Here is a 15,960-nt window from a genome sequence, read left to right as displayed (position 1 = left end):
ATGAGTTCGATAGCGCGTGGCAGGGTCAGGGAGTTGATGGGCGAGGTGATGACGGCGCAGGGAAAGAACTTGCCGGGCGACGACACCGCCGATCTGCGAGAGATCGGGTTCCGGTCGCTGGACTTCTCCGAGCTGGCCCTCCGGGTGGAGGACGAGCTGGGTGACGAGCTGAACTTCGATGCGCCCGGGCTGCGCCGGATCGCCACTGTCGGCGATGTGCTGGACTTCATCGAGCAACTTCAGTCGGCGTGACCGCTTCGCGCCGGACCACCGCTCTCATCGGTGACGACAACACAGTGGTCGTCGCCGGTAAGAGCCTGACCTGGCGGACCCTGCACAAACTTCCGCAACTGCCTTCACCGGCCGCCGTCCTGGTCGACAACGGCGCCGATGCCCTCGCCGCGTTGCGTCACCATGCGGTCCACGGCACCGAGCTCCTGGTCGCCACCTCGTCACGCGTCGACAGCCGGATGCGCGAGGAGCTGGGCGAGTCCGGGTTCGCGATCGTTCTGCCCAATGGGGAAGTGACCCCGGCGAAGCTCAAGCGCGTCGAGGAGTCAGGCCGCGCCTGGCTGCTCACCTCCGGCTCGACCGGCCGTCCGAAACGTATCGGCCACACCCTGGAGTCCCTGACCACAGTCACCGGCGACCAGCCGCCGCGCACCTGGCTCCTGCCGTACTCGCCGGGCACGTACGCCTGGTGGCAGGTCGTCACGCTCTCGCTGACCCACGCCGACCAGGGCGTGGTCGCCATCGAGCCGGACGAGCTGGAGGACTGGCCGTCGATCGCAGCGACCCACGGGGTCACCGCGGCGTCCGGTACGCCGACGTTCTGGCGCCAGGCCATCTACCGGGACGCCGATGCGTTGGCCGCCGTACCGCTGGAGCAGATCACGCTCGGGGGTGAGCCGGTCGACCAGGCGATTCTCGACCAGCTGCGGGAGATCTTCCCGAAGGCCCGGATCTCCTGGATCTACGCGTCCTCCGAGGTCGGTGCGTCGATCGTGGTGCACGACGGCAAGGCCGGCTTCCCGCGCGAGTGGCTGGACCGCACACCCGATCCGGATCGCCCGATCCTCTCGACCGACGGCGACGAGCTCGTCATCCGGTCGCCGCACCATGGTGCGGGTCTGGTCGGTGCGGTGCACACCGGCGACCGGGTCGAGTTCGTCGGCGACCGGGTGCTGATCACCGGCCGGCTCGACACCGACGAGATCAACGTCGGCGGTTCGAAGGTGTCGGCCGGCATCGTCCGCAACGTGCTGATGGGCCATCCGGGCGTCTCCTGGGCGCGGGTGTTCGCGCGAAAGGCGCCGCTCGTCGGACGGATGGTCGCCGCCGAAGTGGTGCGGAACCCGACGCTGGGTCCGCTCACCCACAACGACCTCGTGCAGTGGTGTTCGAGCCGTCTGCCGGACTACGGCGTACCGCGGCGGATCACCTTCCTCGACGAGATCCCGCAGAAGGAGACACTCAAGAGTGAAGTCTGAATCCAGCGGGGTCCCGCCCGCGTCCGTCGTCCTGGTCTCGGGCGGATCCCGCGGCCTCGGGCTGGCGATCGTCACCGATCTGCTCGCCGCCGGGCTGAAGGTCGCCGCCTTCGCCCGGACCGTGACGCCGGAGCTGACGGCACTCGGCGAGAAGTACCCGGACCACCTGTACTACGGGTCCGTCGACATCAACGACGCCGCGGCCGGACAGGCGTTCGTGCGAGCGGTGGAGACGGCGCTCGGACCGATCGACGGCCTGGTCAACAACGCCGCCATCGGCCAGGACTCGCTGCATGTCCACACCTCGGCCGACCAACTCGCCGAGATCATCAGGACGAACCTGACGTCGCCGCTGGTCCTCACCCGGTTCGTCCTCCGCCGGATGCTCGCGAAGGGCCTCAAGGGCCGGATCGTCAACGTCACGTCGATCTGCGCGCAGCGCGGCTACCCGGGCCTGGTCGCGTACTCCGCCACCAAGGGCGGCATGGACGCCGCCACCCGGTCGCTCGCCCGCGAACTCGGCGGACGCGTGCTGGCGAACGCGGTCGCGCCCGGCTTCTTCGCCTCGGAGATGTCCGCGGTTCTCGGCCAGACCCAGCTCGACCAGATCGTCCGCCGCACCCCCACCGGTCACCTCACCGAGCCCGACGAGGTCGTCCCCGTCGTCCGCATGCTCCTGCTCGACCAGACCAACATCAACGGCCAGGTCCTGGTCGTCGACGGCGCCGCCTCCATCTAGGACGAAGTCCCGGGTACGCCGAGCGTCGTCGGCGTACCCGGTCCGTTCGGTCAGGCCGGCTTGATGTTCTGGTTGCGGTGGAACACGTTGTCCGGGTCGTACTTCGCCTTGATCCGCGCGAGCCGGTCGTACTTGTCGCCGTACGACGCCCGCAGCCGGTCCTCGTCCGGGTCGGTCATCCCGTTCACGTAGCCGCCGATGCCGCTCGCATGGGGCTGCAGCGCGTCCCACAGGCCACGGACCCAGGCCCGCTCCGCGTCGACCATCGACGGCTCGGGGCAGATCGCGATCGAGAAGACCGCGTACCGCTCGGTCCGTCCGCCGCCGAACGCGGTGGCGTCGTCATCGGCCTCGAGGTAGGCGCCGTCGAGGTGGTAGAAGAGCACGACCGACATCGGCGAGGTCTTCCGGGGCACTTGTTCGGTGATCACGTCGATCGCACCGTCGGTCAGTGCGTCGAGGTAGGTGCCCTTCTCGTAGTTGTAGCGGCCCCAGTCGTTCGCCTCGTCCAGCATCTGCTGCAACGCGACGTACGGCATCGGTGACGCGAACTCGAACAACGGCGGCAGCGCGGTACGGATCCGCTCGAGTGCCTCGGCGTGCTCCTGCGGGGAGCCGAAGCCGACCACGACCAGCGCATAACCGGGCTTGAAGTGGTGCTCCGGCGGGACGAACGGCGCGGGCGGCGCGTTCAGGCAGGCGATCACCACGTTGAGGTCGCGCGGCAGGCTCGGGATGACGTCGCGCGCCATCCGCAGCGCCTCGGCACCCTGGTCCAGGCCGAAGAAGATCATGCCCAGTTGCACCATCGGCCCGGCCTCGTGCAGCCGGAACTCGAACTCGGTGACCACGCCGAAGTTGCCGCCGCCGCCGCGGATCGCCCAGAACAGGTCCGGGTTCTCGTCCTCGGCCGCCCGCAGGATGCTGCCGTCCGCGGTGACGATCCGCACGGACTCCAGGTTGTCGATGCTGAGGCCGTACTTGCGGGTCAGCCAGCCCATGCCGCCACCGAGTGTCAGCCCACCGACACCGGTGTGGCTGATCATGCCGGCCGGCACGGCCAGGCCGTGGGCCTGCGTGGCCGCGTCGAGGTCGCCGAGCAGCGCACCGCCTCCGACGCGGACGCGGCGTGCCTCCGGATCGACCGTGACCTGGTTCATCCGGCTCAGGTCGATCATCAGGCCATCGTCGACCGACGACGCACCAGACATGCTGTGTGAACCGCCCCGGACGGCGATCTCCAGGTCGTTGGCGACGGCGAACCGGACCGCGGCCTGGACGTCCTCGGCGGTCCGTACCTGGGCGATCACGGCGGGACGCCGGTCGTGCTGCGCGTTCCAGAGCCGCCGCGCGTCGTCGTACCCGTCCTCGTCTGGCGCCAGCACGGTCCCCTCCAGTGCCGCGCGCAGTTCGTCGAATCCAGCTTCCGCAAGCTGAGTCATTGCGTTTCCTCCCCGATGTGGTGCTGCCAGGCTAGGTGCCTGATCCCCCTGCGACAGCGTCCTTTTGGGCAGATCTTCGCTCGCTGTCTTCAGCCAGGCTTCAGAAACGCCGAGTTTTCCACAAGGGATCGCGGTCCCGTTTGGGCGGGAACTTCGCCGGGTGTCAGACTCGACCGCGTGAGTGACGACGAGATCCTGCGATTGTTGCCGATCGCTGCCGCCGTCGTTGCCCTGCGCGACGATCGTGCCGACGCCGAGCTGGCCCGCCTCGGTGCGTACGACGAACGCGACCAGGCCCAGGTCGATCGTTGCCTGCAGTCGTTTCTGACCGGTCTGCTCCGGACGACGTGGGAGCGCGGCTGGTCGCCGGCCGATGTCGTCCAGCATGCCCGACGGCAGCTGGATGTGGGGGTCGAGCCGCTGCTCCTGGCCGCGATCTCCGCCGAACACCAGGCCTACAAGCCCGCCACGATCGATCCTGGCTGGCTCGACCAGCTCACGGACCTCGGTGTCTCGCCACCGTTCACCGGCCTCGACCTGACCGCCTGGGCCGCCGAGGCCCGCGTCGGCCGCTACCTCACGCTCCACCACGCCCTCTCCCTCGCAGGCTTCCTCCAGACCCTCCCGATCCTCGCCCGCCTCTACCCCCTGCCCGGTACGCCGGTCCGCCGCGGCGAACATCACGTCGTGCCGGTGAACGGCAAGGTGCTGGCGCGGATCCGGGGTCTGCTCGCGAAGGCGGAGGCGACGGAGTTCCCGGACGAGGCGGAGGCGTTGTCCGGCAAGGCGCAGGAGCTGATGGCGAAGTTCTCGCTCGACAGTGCCTTGGTGGAGGCGGATCCGGCGGTGGAAATCCCGGACGACTCGGCCGGCCGGCGGCTGTGGGTCGACACGCCGTACGTGTCGGCCAAGGCGCAGCTGGTCGGTGCCGTCGCGTCGGCGAACCGCTGCCGCACGGTGGTGATCGACGAGCTGGCCGTGGTCACCATCGTCGGTGCCGACCTGGATCTGCAGCTGACCGAGATCCTCAGCACTTCCCTGCTGGTGCAGGCGAATCGGGCGATGCTTGCTGCAGGCAAACACTTCGGCCGGCGCGGCGAATCGCGAACGCGGTCGTTCCGGCAGTCGTTCCTGATGGCCTACGCGCAGCGGATCAGAGAACGGTTGCAGGCGGCCGCGGCGGCGACCCAGGCCGCCGTACCAGAAGCCGACGCGGGGCGCCTGCTGCCTGTGCTGACGAAGCGAGAGGCCCAGGTGGACGCGCTGTTCAGCAAGCTGTTCCCGAACACGACCACTCGGCGGACCCGGATCACCAACGGCGCCGGCTGGGAGGCGGGTCTGACCGCGGCCGACCAGGCCCAGCTCGAGGCCCGCCGGCAGGTACGGCGGTGAGGGCGCACGAAACCACGATCCCCGGTGTGCTGCGGATCGAGCTGGACGTGCAGCCGAACGACGACGGCTGGCTCAAGGAGAACTTCCACCGCGCCAAGCTGGAGCAGGCGGGAGTGCCTGCGCTGGATGCGGTGCAGCACAACGTGTCGTACTTCGCCGAGGCAGGGATCATCCGCGGGATTCACGCCGAGCCCTGGGACAAGTACCTGTCGCCGTCGGCCGGCCGGGTGTTCGTCGCGCTGGTGGATCTGCGCTCCGGCGAGACCTTCGGTGCTGTCGAGACGTTCGAGTTGGGTGCGGGACAGGCGCTCTACGTTCCGCGCGGATGCGGGAACTCGTTCTGCACGCTGACGCCGCACACGGTCTACAACTTCCTGGTGAACGAGTACTGGTCGCCGGAGCGGATCACGGTCGACCTGTTCGACCCCGAGCTCGCGATCGACTGGCCGTTCCCGCGCGAGCAGCTGAGCTGGACCGAGCGCGACGCGGGCAATCCGACGCTGGCTGCGGTCAGGACGCTGGCTGAGGCCGGGTGTCAGTCGGCCTGAGGCCGCACAGCACGATGTCGAGCAGCCGGTGAGCCTGCTCGGGCTCCATGTCGCGGCTCATGTTGATCCCGCCGACCAGACGCATGATGTCCGTCAGGTCGAGCTCGGGCCGCACCTCGCCGGAGGCCTTCGCCCTGTCCAGCAGCAGCTGACCGGCGTCCCTGACGTTGACCTTGCAGGTCTGGAAGAACTCCGAATCCTTGCCTAAGGCAACTGTGAGCTCGCCGGCCAGGGACTTCTTGGAGATGGCGTAGCCGACGAAGCTGCGCAGCCAGGCGGCCAGCGCCTCGAACGGCTCGAGTTCCTCGGCGAAGCCGTACGCCCGGTCGCAGACCGACTGGATCTCGTCCACGTAGACCGCCTCGAGCAGGGCGGTCCGGTTCGGGAACCGGCGGTAGAGCGTGCCGATGCCGACGCCGGCCCGGCGGGCGATCTCCTCCAGTGAGGTGTCGGCGCCGTTCTCGGTGAACGCCTCGCGGGCGGCCGTGACGAGCAGGTCGTAGTTCCGGGCCGCGTCCGCGCGGGTGGGCCGCATGGACGGCAGTGGTGGCCTGCCCATCGGACCTCCTCACAGTCGGCAGCGTCGAAGTTCCCGCAGAATATCGCTTGCAAAGCGGAGGGGGCCTCCGTATTGTATCCGGAGGAGCGCTCCGCTTTCTGTCTCAACTGTAGCCCCTCCGGGGTAAGGAGCAATATGTCGGCAACAGCCGCGGCGCCGTCCGGCGCCACCCCAGGCACGCCCGCGCGGCGGCCAGGGGTCGTTCTCGCGGTCATCCTGATCACGCAGTTGATGGTGATCCTGGACGGCACCGTGGTGAACATCGCGATGCCCAAGATCCAGCACGCGCTCGACTTCAGTCCGTCCAGCCTGTCCTGGGTGCAGAACGCCTACGCGCTCGCGTTCGGCGGTCTGCTCCTGCTCGGTGCCCGGGCCGGGGACCTGCTCGGTCGGCGCCGGGTGTTCGTCACCGGTATCAGTGTCTTCACGCTCGCCTCACTGCTCGGCGGTCTCGCGCCGAGCGCGGAACTACTGCTCGCCGCCCGCGTCCTGCAGGGCATCGGCGGTGCCATCGCCGCACCGGCCGCGCTGACCCTGCTCATGCTCACCTATCGCGAAGGTCCCGAGCGGCTGAAGGCGCTCGGGTACTACAGCCTGGTGTCCTCCGGCGGCGGCAGCGTCGGTCTGGTCCTCGGCGGGATGCTGACCGACTGGGCGTCCTGGCGCTGGGGTCTGTTCATCAATGTGCCGATCGGCATCGGTCTGGTCATCGCGGCCCGGCGGGTGCTGACCGAGACCGCGCCGGAGACCGGCCGGTTCGATGTGGCCGGTGCGCTCACCTCGACGCTCGGCATCACCTCGCTGGTGTTCGGCTTCATCCGGGTCGCCGACGTCGGCTGGACGTCGGCCGAGGTCCTGGGTGCGTTCGCGGTCGGCGTGGGGCTGCTGGTCACGTTCGTCCTGGTCGAGCGCCGGGTCAGCCACCCGATCGTTCCGCTGCGCCTGTTCCGGTCCGCCAACCGGTCGGCGTCGTACGTGACCATGCTGCTGGTGGTCGGGACGATGTTCGGGATGTTCTTCTTCCTGACGCAGTACCTGCAGGGTGTGCTCGCGCTCAGCCCGCTGGCAGCCGGTCTGGCCTTCCTGCCGCTGACCGGTCTGCTGTTCACGGCGTCCCGGGTGGTGCCGCGACTGGTCGCCCGGATCGACGGCGGCAAGCTGATGCTGACGGGGTCCACACTGGTCGCGCTGGGCACGGTGTGGCTGACGCAGCTGGACGCGAACAGCACCTATCTCGCCGACGTGGTCGGTCCGATGCTGCTGTTCGGCATGGGCGCCGGGATGATCTTCATCCCGCTGGTCAGCCGGGCCATCTCGGGCGTCGCACCGGAGGACTCGGGCGCCGCGTCCGGCATGCTGAACGTGGTCCAGCAGGTCGGCGGCGCGCTCGGCCTGGGCATCCTGGTCACGATCTTCGGTACGGCGAGCCGCAACTCCACCTCGACCATCCCGCGCGAGGTGCTGACCGACGGCGTGCACGCGGCCTTCATCGGATCCCTGGTGTACGCCGTCCTGAGCCTGACGATGATCGTGATCAGTGTCCGCCCCTGGACGTGGTTCCGGCGCCGGCCGGAGCCGATCGAGGCGACTGCGGAGCCGGTCGTCGTGGACTCACACGTCTGATCAGAGCGGCAAACGGTACGTGATCCACTTGCTGTGAATCGCGAAGCCGAGGCCTTCGTACAGGCCGAGCGCTCCAGTGGGGTTGTCGGCATCGACGCCGAGACCCGCCCGCTGGAAGCCGGCCTGTACGGCCTCGGTCAGCACCTTCGCCAGCGCGGCCCGGGCCAGCCCGCGGCCACGGTAGGCCCGAAGAGTCCCGACCTGGCCGATGTACAGCTCCCTGATCCCGGTGGCCTCGGTGTCGGCGACCCACTCGTAGCCGAGCACGTACGCCGCGATCGTGTCACCGTCCAGGACGACGTACGACTGTCCTCGGCGGAAGGCGCGGGAGCCGGTGACCCAGTTCTTCCAGCTCTCGGGGTCCCGCGGGGTCGAACCCCAGTGGTCACGGAAGGCCTCGTTGTGGGTCACCCGCAAGCCCTCGTCCATCGCCGGGTCGAACTGCGCGAGCCGCAGTCCATCGGCGAGCGTGGCCTCGGGCACCGCGGCGTCCAGCGGGCGTTTCATGTCGAAGAAGTAGCGGCACTCCTCGAAGCCGGAGGTCCGCAGCAGCCGGTCTGCGCCGACGTTCGTGCTGATCGTCGCGGTGTTGATCTCGCCGGTCGTGCCCGGGTGCTTCTCGGTGTGAACCTCGCCCGCGCGCTGGATCAGCCACCGCAGCAGCGCCGTACCGAGTCCCTGCCGGCGCCATTGCGGATGGACGGTGCCCTCCGCCCGGATCCGGGCGACGTCCACCACCGAGCTCGGGGCGTACACCTTGCCGTACCCGACCATCCGCCCGCCGGCCCACAGGCCGACGGTGTCGCGGGAGGTGTCCAGCTGCGCGTCCTCCAGCTCCTCGATCAGGTCGTCGGCGTCGTAGTTCTCGCCGTCCTGATCGGCCTTCTCCCGCGCGGCGAGCAGCTCGGCCCACGCTTCCGCGTCGCCCTTGTCGATCGGGCGCGCGTCGATCCCCTCCGGCCACGTCATAGTCCCCATGGCCCGAAGGTACGGTGTGGCTCCGGCCGGAGCACGCGAATTACTGCAGTTGCTCGCAGAGCCACCGCACCGCGAGCGGGTAGCGGTACTCGATGCCGCCGTGGGTCCCTTCGAACAGCTCGAAGTGCACACGCTCCTCGGGTACGCCTGCCTGCTGCACCTCCCGGTGGAAGGCGGTGGCACCGAAGTCGAGGTAGAACTCGTCCTGCTCACCCGCATCGATCCACACCGCTCGCAGTGAGCGCAGCGCGTCGGCATACTGCGGCTGGCGAGCCATCTCGACCGGGTCGTGGGACAACCAGCGCTCCCAGACCTCCGGGATGAGCCTGCCCAGGTCGTCGTACGGCAGCAGCACGGTGCCGTCGGGTTCAGCCGAGTACGCCGAGGAGTAGCCGTACATCTCGAGCATGTGCAGGTCCTCGTTCGAGGTCCGGCCCGCCTTGCTCGCGAACGACTCGAAGAACTTCTCGTAGCTGCCGTCGTACTTGTCGCGCAGCGTCCGGGCCCGGGCCGGGAACTCCGGCGTGTAGCAAACGCCGAACGCCGCGTCGCCGGCGTGCGTCGCCAGGGCCCCGAACACGTCCGGCCGCAGCATCGGCGTCACCATCGCGGTGTAGCCGCCGCTCGACTTGCCGGTGATCGCGCGGTGGTCGCGGTCGGCGATGGTCCGGTACTTCGCGTCGACCCAGGGCACGATCTCCTCGCACAGGTACGAGTGGTACTGCCCGGTGCCGGGGGAGTCGAGGCACTGGCTGCCGCCGTACCGCGTCCAACTGTCCACGAACACGACGATCGCCGGCGGTACGTCGCCCGGCGCGAAGAGCGCGTCGAGCAACTCCGGGAACGGCTGCCGGAACGGCGTCCGGTTGAACCACATCCCGATGTGCCCGGTGTACCCCATCGTCACGTAGATCGCCGGGTAGCGCCGGTCGGAGTCGTCGTACCCCGGCGGCAGGTAGACGAGCACCGGCCGCTCGTGCGGATCACCCAGCGGGTTCCCGCGCAGCAAGGCGCTGTCGTACGTCGTCTGCTCGAACCGGCCGGCGAGATCCGCGGACCACGGCAACATGGGCAACCTCCGGGAGAGTCACATCGCATCTGGGGCCGTGATACCGAGCAGGCCGAGTCCATCCTGCAACACTTTCCGGGTCGCCGCGCAGAGCGCGATTCTGCTGGCTCTGGTCGCGCCCTCGCTGGTCAGCACCGGGCACTGCTCGTAGAACGCGGACAGTGCGGCGGCGACCTCGTAGAGGTAGGTGCAGAGGCGGTGCGGTTGAAGGGTCTCCGCGACCTGGGCGACCGTGCCGGCGAACCCGGTCAGCAGCAGTGCGAGTCTCACCTCGGCCGGGTCCTTCAGGTCGGTCACCTCGCCGTCGGATGCGCCGGCCTTGGCGAGCAGCCGGGTCAGCCGGGCATGCGCGTACTGGAGGTACGGCCCGGTGTTGCCGGTCATTGCGACCATCCGGTCGAGGTCGAACCCGTAGTCGTTGCCCCGGTCGCTGGACAGGTCGGCGTACTTGACCGCGCCGATGCCTACCGCGCGTGCGGTCGTCTGCCGGTCGACTCCGTCGCGACCCTCCAGCAGCGAATCGGCCCGCGCCACCGCCTCGTTGAGCAAGACGGTCAGCTTCACCGTGCCGCCTGCCCTTGTTTTGAAGGGCTTTCCGTTCGGTCCGAGCACAGTTCCGAAGCTGACGTGCTCGGCGGTTGTTGTCGGCGGCAACCAGCCGGCCGTTCTGGCGAGAGTGAAGATCTGGTCGAAGTGCAAGGATTGCCGGTGGTCGACGACGTATACGATCCGGCTGGCGTGCAGCGTGTTCACCCGGTGCCGAACGGCGGCGAGATCGGTCGCGCTGTAGCCGAAGCCGCCGTCGGACTTCCGCACGATCACCGGCAGCGGCTGGCCGTCCCGGCCGAGGAACCCGGGCAGGAACGCGCACAACGCCCCCTCGGACTCGGTCAGCAGACCGGCCGCGGACAGCTCGTCCACGATCGGCTGCAGATCGTCGTTGTAGGCGCTCTCGCCGACCACGTCGTCCCGGGTCAGGGCGGATCCGAGCAGCGCGTACACCTGCTCGAAGTCGTCCAGCGAAACCTCGACCATCCGGCGCCAGATCGCCCGCGTCTCTGGATCGCCGGACTGCAGCGCCACAACACGCAGTCTGGACCGGTCCGCGAAGGGGCCATCGGCATCGAAATGCTTCCGGCTCCGCTCGTACAGCAGCTGCAATCCCTGCAGATCAAGGGATTCCGGGTCCAGCTCCTCGTCCTTGAGCTGCTCGATCATCATTCCGTACTGCGTGCCCCAGTCACCGACGTGGTTCTGCCGGATCACCTCGTAGCCGACGTACCGCAGGACGTTGCAGAGCGCGTCACCGATCACCGTCGACCGCAGGTGGCCGACATGCATCTGCTTCGCGACGTTGGGCTGTGAGTAGTCGACGACGACACGCTCGCCGCGCGGCCCGAACGTCAGCGGCTCGTTGACCGCCGCGGCCAACGTCTCGGACCGCAAGGTCAGGTTGACGAAGCCGGGTCCGGCGATCTGCGGCGGCTCACACAGGTCGTCGACATGTAGCTCGGCGACCAGGCGGGTGGCGATCTCCCGCGGCGGCCGGCCTAGGGCATTCGCCAGGCGGAGCGCGAGGTTGGTCTGGTAGTGGCCGAACTCGGGTCTGGTCGCCGACCGCAGTTCGGGATCGAGTTCGCCGTACGACGGACCGAAGGCGGCCGCGGCGGCAGTGGACAGTCTGGTGGCCAGAACAGGCAGAACAGCGGACATGAAGGGTCCTTCAAAGGGAGACGCACTGGAACAGGGACTCAGGTGTTCAGACAGTGCGTCGTCGTCGCAGGCTGAAGCGGAGGCGCGCGGCGCTCACGGACTTCAGGCTGATCGACATGTCAGCCATTATGCATGAAAGTGCGGCGAGGCTGCCGGAGAGCGCTCGTGCAGCGGCACGATCGCCGGTACGTCGGTCTCGCCGAGGAACACCCGCCGTACGACTCGCTCTGCCGCCCGGCCGTCGTCGTACTCGCAGAACTTCTCCCGGAACAGCTGCCGGTGCTTGGACGCCTCGGCCGCCGCGAACGCACCGGTCTGCAGGATCGTCAGCAGCTCCTCCGGCGACCGTGCGACCAGCCCGGGCGGGAACTCGGTGATATCGAAGTAGGTGCCGCGCCGGCGGTTGTAGAAGCGCTGATCCTCGGCCAGCAGGACGACCGGGCGGTCCAGGTTCGCGTAGTCGAAGGTGATGGAGGAGTAGTCCGAGACGAGGACGTCGGCGGCCAGCATCAGGTCCTCCACCCGCGGGTGCCGGGACGCGTCGATCACCTTGCCGGAGTGGACCTCCGGCGTCGTCGACAACGAGTAGTGCGTCCGCACCAGCACCCGGCCGTGCTCCCCGACCGCTCCGGCCAGCCGGTCCAGGTCGAGGTGGACGCCGGTGCCGCCCAGGTCGACCACACCGGTCGGGGTCCGGATCGAGTCGATGCCGTCGCGGAACGTCGGCGCGTAGAGCACGACGAGGTGCGAGTCGTCGAAGCCGAACGACGCCCGGATCGCGCGGACCTCGTCGATGCTCGTGGTGAGCAGACGGTCGTTGCGCGGGTAGCCGTACTCGAGCTCCTCGAAGTACGCCGGGTAGGTCCGCTCCCAGATCTCCGACGAGTACCGGTTCGAGGACAGGTTGAAGTCCCAGCGGTCGACCTGGCGCATCAGCTCGTCGAGGTCGAGGTCCTTCGCCGCCTGCGGGAAGTGCCGCAGGTCGGTCCCCATCGTCTTCAGCGGCGTACCGTGCTGGGTCTGCAGGTGGATCTGCCCGTCCCGCTTCTCCAGCTCCTTCGGCCAGTTCATGTTGCTGATGAAGTACGTCGCCCGGTCCAGCAGCTTGCCGTACGCCGGTGAGCCCGCGACGACGTACTCGACACCCTCCGGGACGGCGGCGACGTGGTCGGAGTCGACCACCCAGACACCGCGCAGCTGCGGCGCCAACTCGGCCGCCTTCTCGTAGATCGCCCGCGGGTTACAGGCGTACTGCTTGAACCAGTAGGCCGTGTAGGCGGCCAGGTTCGGGTCGAGCTTGGCCCGGTGCAGCAGCTTGCCGACGGTCTTGCGCGGGCTCGGGACGTGCAGCACCTTCGCGCTCAGCTTGAGCGTGGAGTACGTCGCGTAGTCGTCGTGGATCAGCAGCCAGCGTTTGAAGCCCCGTCCGGTGCGGTCGGAGGTGTACCCGTCGGGCTTCCACCGCTTCGCGAACGCGTGCGCGGCGTGGAAGAAGTCGGCCCGGTCGTCCGGATCGATCCGCTCCGGCTTGGCCAGTACGGCGAGGACGTGGTCCAGCGACCGGTCGAACGCGAACCGCCGCCAGCCGGCCAGCTCCGGGTCGGACTGGATGAACGCGTGCACCCGGTCGTACTGGCGGAAGATGTCCCACTGCCTGCGGCCGCCGGTGGCGTGAATGTTGCCGCCGGTCCGGTGCTGCCGGTAGTGCACGACGACCCGGTCCAGGGTGGCGATCCGCTCGGCGGTCAGCATCGTCGAGTAGGTCCACGGCGCGTCCTCGTAGAAGCCGTCCGTGAACGCGAACCCGTGCCGGCTGAGGAAGTCGCGCCGGCAGGCCTTGTTCCAGACCACCTCGAGGAAGGTGAGGAAGATCGGCCGCTCGGCCGCGGTGAACACCCCGGCGCCCTCCCGGGCGAACGCGTCGTGCCGCCGGTTGCCGACCACCCGGCCGTCCCAGAAGATCCGCTCGTAGTCGAACAGCACGATGTCCGGCCGGCCGGTGTCATCGATCCGGCCGGCGATCGCCTCGAGCGAGCCGGGCAGGTACAGGTCGTCAGCGTCCAGGAACAGCACGTACTCGCCGCGGCACTCCTTCAGCCCGGCGTTCCGGGCCAGGCCCAAACCGACGTTCTCGTCCAGGTGCAGCGCCCGCACCCGCGGGTCGGCGGCGGCGTACTCCGCCAGGATCCGGCCGGAGCCGTCCCGGTCGGCGTCGTCCACCCCGATGATCTCGAAGTCGGTGAACGACTGGCTCAGCACCGAGTCCAGGCAGGGTCGCAGCCACGCCCGGGAGGCATGGCAGGGGACCACGATGCTGAACTTGGGGACGGTGCCGAGCGCCATGCCACGTCATCCTAGGGTGTCGCTGGTGGTCCGGCGTGGGACCACCATCGACGCCCTAGGGTGCAGGTATGAGTGTTGATGTGTTCGAGCCACTGGGTGGGCTGGAGGGGGTCGGGTCGGCGGCCCGGGCCGCACGGGACGCGGTCGACGTGCTGCTGCGGGACCGCGGTCTGCGCAAGGTCGGCTCGGACGTGACCGCCGAGGCCCTGCTGCGTGGCGCCCACGCGTCCGCCGCGCTGGCCGGCAGCCCAGCGACGCTCGACGAGGTACGGCGTGGCGCCGCCGACGGACTGGCCACCGGGGCGGTGCGGATGACCGGCGAGCTGATGGCGCTCGCGCCGCGGATAGACACCGCGCCGGTGCAGGTCTGGACCAGACTGCACCAGTTGGCGGCCGCGGACCTCGGACCGGACGAGCAGCTGGGCCATTTGCGAACCACCCGCGAGACACTGCCCGACGACATCCCGGGCCTGCCGCCGGCGCCGCCCGCGGACGAGATGTGGGAGCGGCTGAGCGCCCTCGCGCAGAACCTGACCCGCCCGACCAAGGCGCCCGGCCTGGTCGTCGCGGGCATCGTCCACGCCGAACTGGCTGTCCTGCGTCCGTTCCCCACCGCGAACGGACTCGTCGCCCGGGCCGCCGAACGCTGTCTGTTGGTTGCCCGGGGCATCGACCCGGTCGGGGTCACGGTGCCGGAGCTTGGTCACTACGAGTTGGCCGGATCGTATGGATCGGGCCTCGGCGACTACGCAGCGCGAGGATTGACCGGGGTTCGTGACTGGTTATTGCGGACCTGCGAAGTCCTGACACTCGGTGCCGAACGGTCACCGCTGGTCCGGTCCCGGTAACGTGCGAACGGCGCTCTCTGACGAGAACGCCGTCGCTGGCACGCCATCCTGGTTACCATGCGTGCACCTGTTTGCCGCCACAGGACTAGGCCTGGGTCGCGCTGCCCGGTTGGGATGGGCTGGTCGCCGCGTGGGTGCCTGGCTGCCGTGCAATCTCTACCGGACCCGAAGGTCCTTTGTGCTTCCTTTGTACTCCTGAATACCCTTTCTGTGAAGGGGAAGCTCGGTCTTCATGCAGTTGAGAACAATGAAGCAACCTTCAGCTTTCCGGACCGCCGCCCAGGCTGTCCGAGGCCGGCCGCGACCGCCGGCGGGAGGCCAGCAGGAACGCCCCGGCCGCCAGTCCGGCGACCAGGCCGGCCGCCATCGCGGGACGCCGTACCTCACGCAAACGTGACCGCTCGGTCAGACCGACGGGCTCCTTGAAGTCGAGGACCGGCCAGTCACGCTCGGCAGCGAGCCGCCGCAACGCCTTGTCCGGGTTGACCGCGTGCGGGTGACCGACCGTGGCCAGCATCGGTTCGTCGGTGATGGAATCCGAATAGGCGAAGGAGTTCTCGAGGTCGTAGCCCTCGGCCACGGCCAGCGCCTGGATCGCGGTCGCCTTGTTCGGGCCGTAGGCATACTCCGCGATCTCGCCGGTGTACTTGCCATCAGCAACTACCATGCGGGTGGCGATCACCTTGTCCGCGCCGAGCATCGCTCCGATCGGCTCGACCACCTCGGCACCCGACGACGACACGATCACCACGTCCCGGCCGGCCGCGTGATGAGCCTCGATCAGCTCCACCGCCTCGTCGTGGATCATCGGCGTGACGATGTGGTGGAGGGTGTCGGCGACGATCGCCTGCACCGTCCGGACGTCCCACCCAGTGCACATCGCGGAGATGTATTCCCGCATCCGCTCCATCTGGTCGTGGTCGGCGCCGCCGAGCAGGTAGACGAACTGAGCGTAGGCGCTGCGCAGGACCGTCCGCCGGTTGATCAGCCCGCCGGCATAGAACGGCCGCGAGAACGCGAGCGTGCTCGAACGGGCGATTATGGTCTTGTCCAGATCGAAGAAGGCGGCGGACCGAGTGGTCCCGAGGGGCTCCATGAGGTCGAGCATAGGCATCGGAGAGAAACGCCGAGGGGCCCGGGCTTTTGTGTCGGCCGGTCTCCCGTTAGACTGTTTGGCAGTGTGACAGTGACACTGGCTTGGGAGGCCTGATCGGCA

General features: G+C 68.8%; 14 protein-coding genes. 7 read left to right on the top strand and 7 right to left on the bottom strand.

Annotated features, from left to right (window positions below; genetic code table 11):
• The 3 genes from ACGFH6_RS37950 to ACGFH6_RS37940 are packed head-to-tail and all read left to right on the top strand — an operon-like array spanning position 1 to position 2,229.
• On the top strand, positions 1-252 hold the full coding sequence (locus ACGFH6_RS37950; RefSeq protein WP_393394354.1) for a phosphopantetheine-binding protein: 252 nt from the start codon (positions 1-3) through the stop codon (positions 250-252).
• Complete coding sequence (locus tag ACGFH6_RS37945; protein ID WP_393394351.1) at positions 249-1,490, top strand: AMP-binding protein; 1,242 nt, start codon at positions 249-251, stop codon at positions 1,488-1,490. Before ACGFH6_RS37950 ends, ACGFH6_RS37945 begins: the two co-directional genes overlap by 4 nt.
• Complete coding sequence (locus ACGFH6_RS37940) at positions 1,480-2,229, top strand: SDR family NAD(P)-dependent oxidoreductase (RefSeq protein ID WP_393394348.1); 750 nt, start codon at positions 1,480-1,482, stop codon at positions 2,227-2,229. Before ACGFH6_RS37945 ends, ACGFH6_RS37940 begins: the two co-directional genes overlap by 11 nt.
• Positions 2,230-2,279: 50 nt before the next feature.
• Here the strand turns inward: ACGFH6_RS37940 and ACGFH6_RS37935 are convergent, their stop codons facing one another.
• On the bottom strand, positions 2,280-3,671 hold the full coding sequence (locus tag ACGFH6_RS37935) for an FAD-binding oxidoreductase (protein ID WP_393394345.1): 1,392 nt from the start codon (positions 3,669-3,671) through the stop codon (positions 2,280-2,282).
• 177 nt (positions 3,672-3,848) lie between these two features.
• Here ACGFH6_RS37935 and ACGFH6_RS37930 point away from each other — a divergent pair, with 177 nt between their 5' ends.
• Both ACGFH6_RS37930 and ACGFH6_RS37925 read left to right on the top strand, forming a co-directional pair.
• Positions 3,849-5,063, top strand: coding sequence for a DUF2786 domain-containing protein (locus ACGFH6_RS37930; RefSeq protein ID WP_393394342.1), 1,215 nt, complete (start codon positions 3,849-3,851; stop codon positions 5,061-5,063).
• Entirely contained in the window at positions 5,060-5,611 is a 552-nt protein-coding gene (locus tag ACGFH6_RS37925; protein ID WP_393394340.1) for a dTDP-4-dehydrorhamnose 3,5-epimerase family protein, read from the top strand. The genes ACGFH6_RS37930 and ACGFH6_RS37925 overlap by 4 nt, the downstream gene beginning before the upstream one ends.
• Here the strand turns inward: ACGFH6_RS37925 and ACGFH6_RS37920 are convergent.
• Positions 5,574-6,170, bottom strand: coding sequence for a TetR/AcrR family transcriptional regulator (locus tag ACGFH6_RS37920; RefSeq protein ID WP_393394337.1), 597 nt, complete (start codon positions 6,168-6,170; stop codon positions 5,574-5,576). The genes ACGFH6_RS37925 and ACGFH6_RS37920 overlap by 38 nt on opposite strands.
• 135 nt (positions 6,171-6,305) lie before the next feature.
• Between ACGFH6_RS37920 and ACGFH6_RS37915 the strand changes: the two genes are divergently transcribed.
• Entirely contained in the window at positions 6,306-7,793 is a 1,488-nt protein-coding gene (locus ACGFH6_RS37915; protein WP_393394335.1) for an MFS transporter, read from the top strand.
• Here ACGFH6_RS37915 and ACGFH6_RS37910 read toward each other — a convergent pair whose 3' ends face one another.
• From ACGFH6_RS37910 to ACGFH6_RS37895, 4 genes are all read right to left on the bottom strand, one after another.
• Positions 7,794-8,771, bottom strand: coding sequence for a GNAT family N-acetyltransferase (locus ACGFH6_RS37910; RefSeq protein ID WP_393394332.1), 978 nt, complete (start codon positions 8,769-8,771; stop codon positions 7,794-7,796).
• A 40-nt stretch (positions 8,772-8,811) separates the two neighbouring features.
• Positions 8,812-9,840 (bottom strand): alpha/beta hydrolase-fold protein, encoded by a 1,029-nt coding sequence (locus ACGFH6_RS37905; protein ID WP_393394330.1) that lies wholly within the window; start codon positions 9,838-9,840, stop codon positions 8,812-8,814.
• An 18-nt stretch (positions 9,841-9,858) separates the two neighbouring features.
• Positions 9,859-11,553 carry an arginine--tRNA ligase gene (gene argS, locus ACGFH6_RS37900; protein ID WP_393394327.1) on the bottom strand — a complete coding sequence of 565 codons (1,695 nt, stop codon included), beginning with the start codon at positions 11,551-11,553 and terminating at the stop codon, positions 9,859-9,861.
• Positions 11,554-11,679: 126 nt separating this feature from the next.
• Positions 11,680-13,896, bottom strand: coding sequence for a CDP-glycerol glycerophosphotransferase family protein (locus tag ACGFH6_RS37895; protein WP_393394324.1), 2,217 nt, complete (start codon positions 13,894-13,896; stop codon positions 11,680-11,682).
• A 68-nt stretch (positions 13,897-13,964) separates the two neighbouring features.
• Between ACGFH6_RS37895 and ACGFH6_RS37890 the strand changes: the two genes are divergently transcribed.
• Entirely contained in the window at positions 13,965-14,744 is a 780-nt protein-coding gene (locus ACGFH6_RS37890) for a cell filamentation protein Fic (protein WP_393394321.1), read from the top strand.
• 259 nt (positions 14,745-15,003) lie between these two features.
• Here ACGFH6_RS37890 and ACGFH6_RS37885 read toward each other — a convergent pair whose 3' ends face one another.
• Positions 15,004-15,852 (bottom strand): HAD family hydrolase, encoded by an 849-nt coding sequence (locus tag ACGFH6_RS37885; protein ID WP_393394319.1) that lies wholly within the window; start codon positions 15,850-15,852, stop codon positions 15,004-15,006.
• Positions 15,853-15,960: the final 108 nt, after the last annotated feature.

The organism is Kribbella sp. NPDC049227 (assembly GCF_043197265.1).
Taxonomy (GTDB): domain Bacteria; phylum Actinomycetota; class Actinomycetes; order Propionibacteriales; family Kribbellaceae; genus Kribbella.
The sequence above is the reverse complement of the archived record's forward strand: the minus strand, read 5'-3'. Positions and strand labels throughout refer to the sequence as shown.

Bases quoted from the DNA above. Each gene is read 5' to 3' on its own strand.
- ACGFH6_RS37895 (WP_393394324.1), bottom strand. From the start codon at position 13,896: ATGGCGCTCGGCACCGTCCCCAAGTTCAGCATCGTGGTCCCCTGCCAT.
- ACGFH6_RS37890 (WP_393394321.1), top strand. From the start codon at position 13,965: ATGAGTGTTGATGTGTTCGAGCCACTGGGTGGGCTGGAGGGGGTCGGG.
- ACGFH6_RS37935 (WP_393394345.1), bottom strand. From the start codon at position 3,671: ATGACTCAGCTTGCGGAAGCTGGATTCGACGAACTGCGCGCGGCACTG.
- ACGFH6_RS37915 (WP_393394335.1), top strand. From the start codon at position 6,306: ATGTCGGCAACAGCCGCGGCGCCGTCCGGCGCCACCCCAGGCACGCCC.
- ACGFH6_RS37910 (WP_393394332.1), bottom strand. From the start codon at position 8,771: ATGGGGACTATGACGTGGCCGGAGGGGATCGACGCGCGCCCGATCGAC.
- ACGFH6_RS37905 (WP_393394330.1), bottom strand. From the start codon at position 9,840: ATGTTGCCGTGGTCCGCGGATCTCGCCGGCCGGTTCGAGCAGACGACG.
- ACGFH6_RS37920 (WP_393394337.1), bottom strand. From the start codon at position 6,170: ATGGGCAGGCCACCACTGCCGTCCATGCGGCCCACCCGCGCGGACGCG.
- argS (WP_393394327.1), bottom strand. From the start codon at position 11,553: ATGTCCGCTGTTCTGCCTGTTCTGGCCACCAGACTGTCCACTGCCGCC.
- ACGFH6_RS37885 (WP_393394319.1), bottom strand. From the start codon at position 15,852: ATGCTCGACCTCATGGAGCCCCTCGGGACCACTCGGTCCGCCGCCTTC.
- ACGFH6_RS37950 (WP_393394354.1), top strand. From the start codon at position 1: ATGAGTTCGATAGCGCGTGGCAGGGTCAGGGAGTTGATGGGCGAGGTG.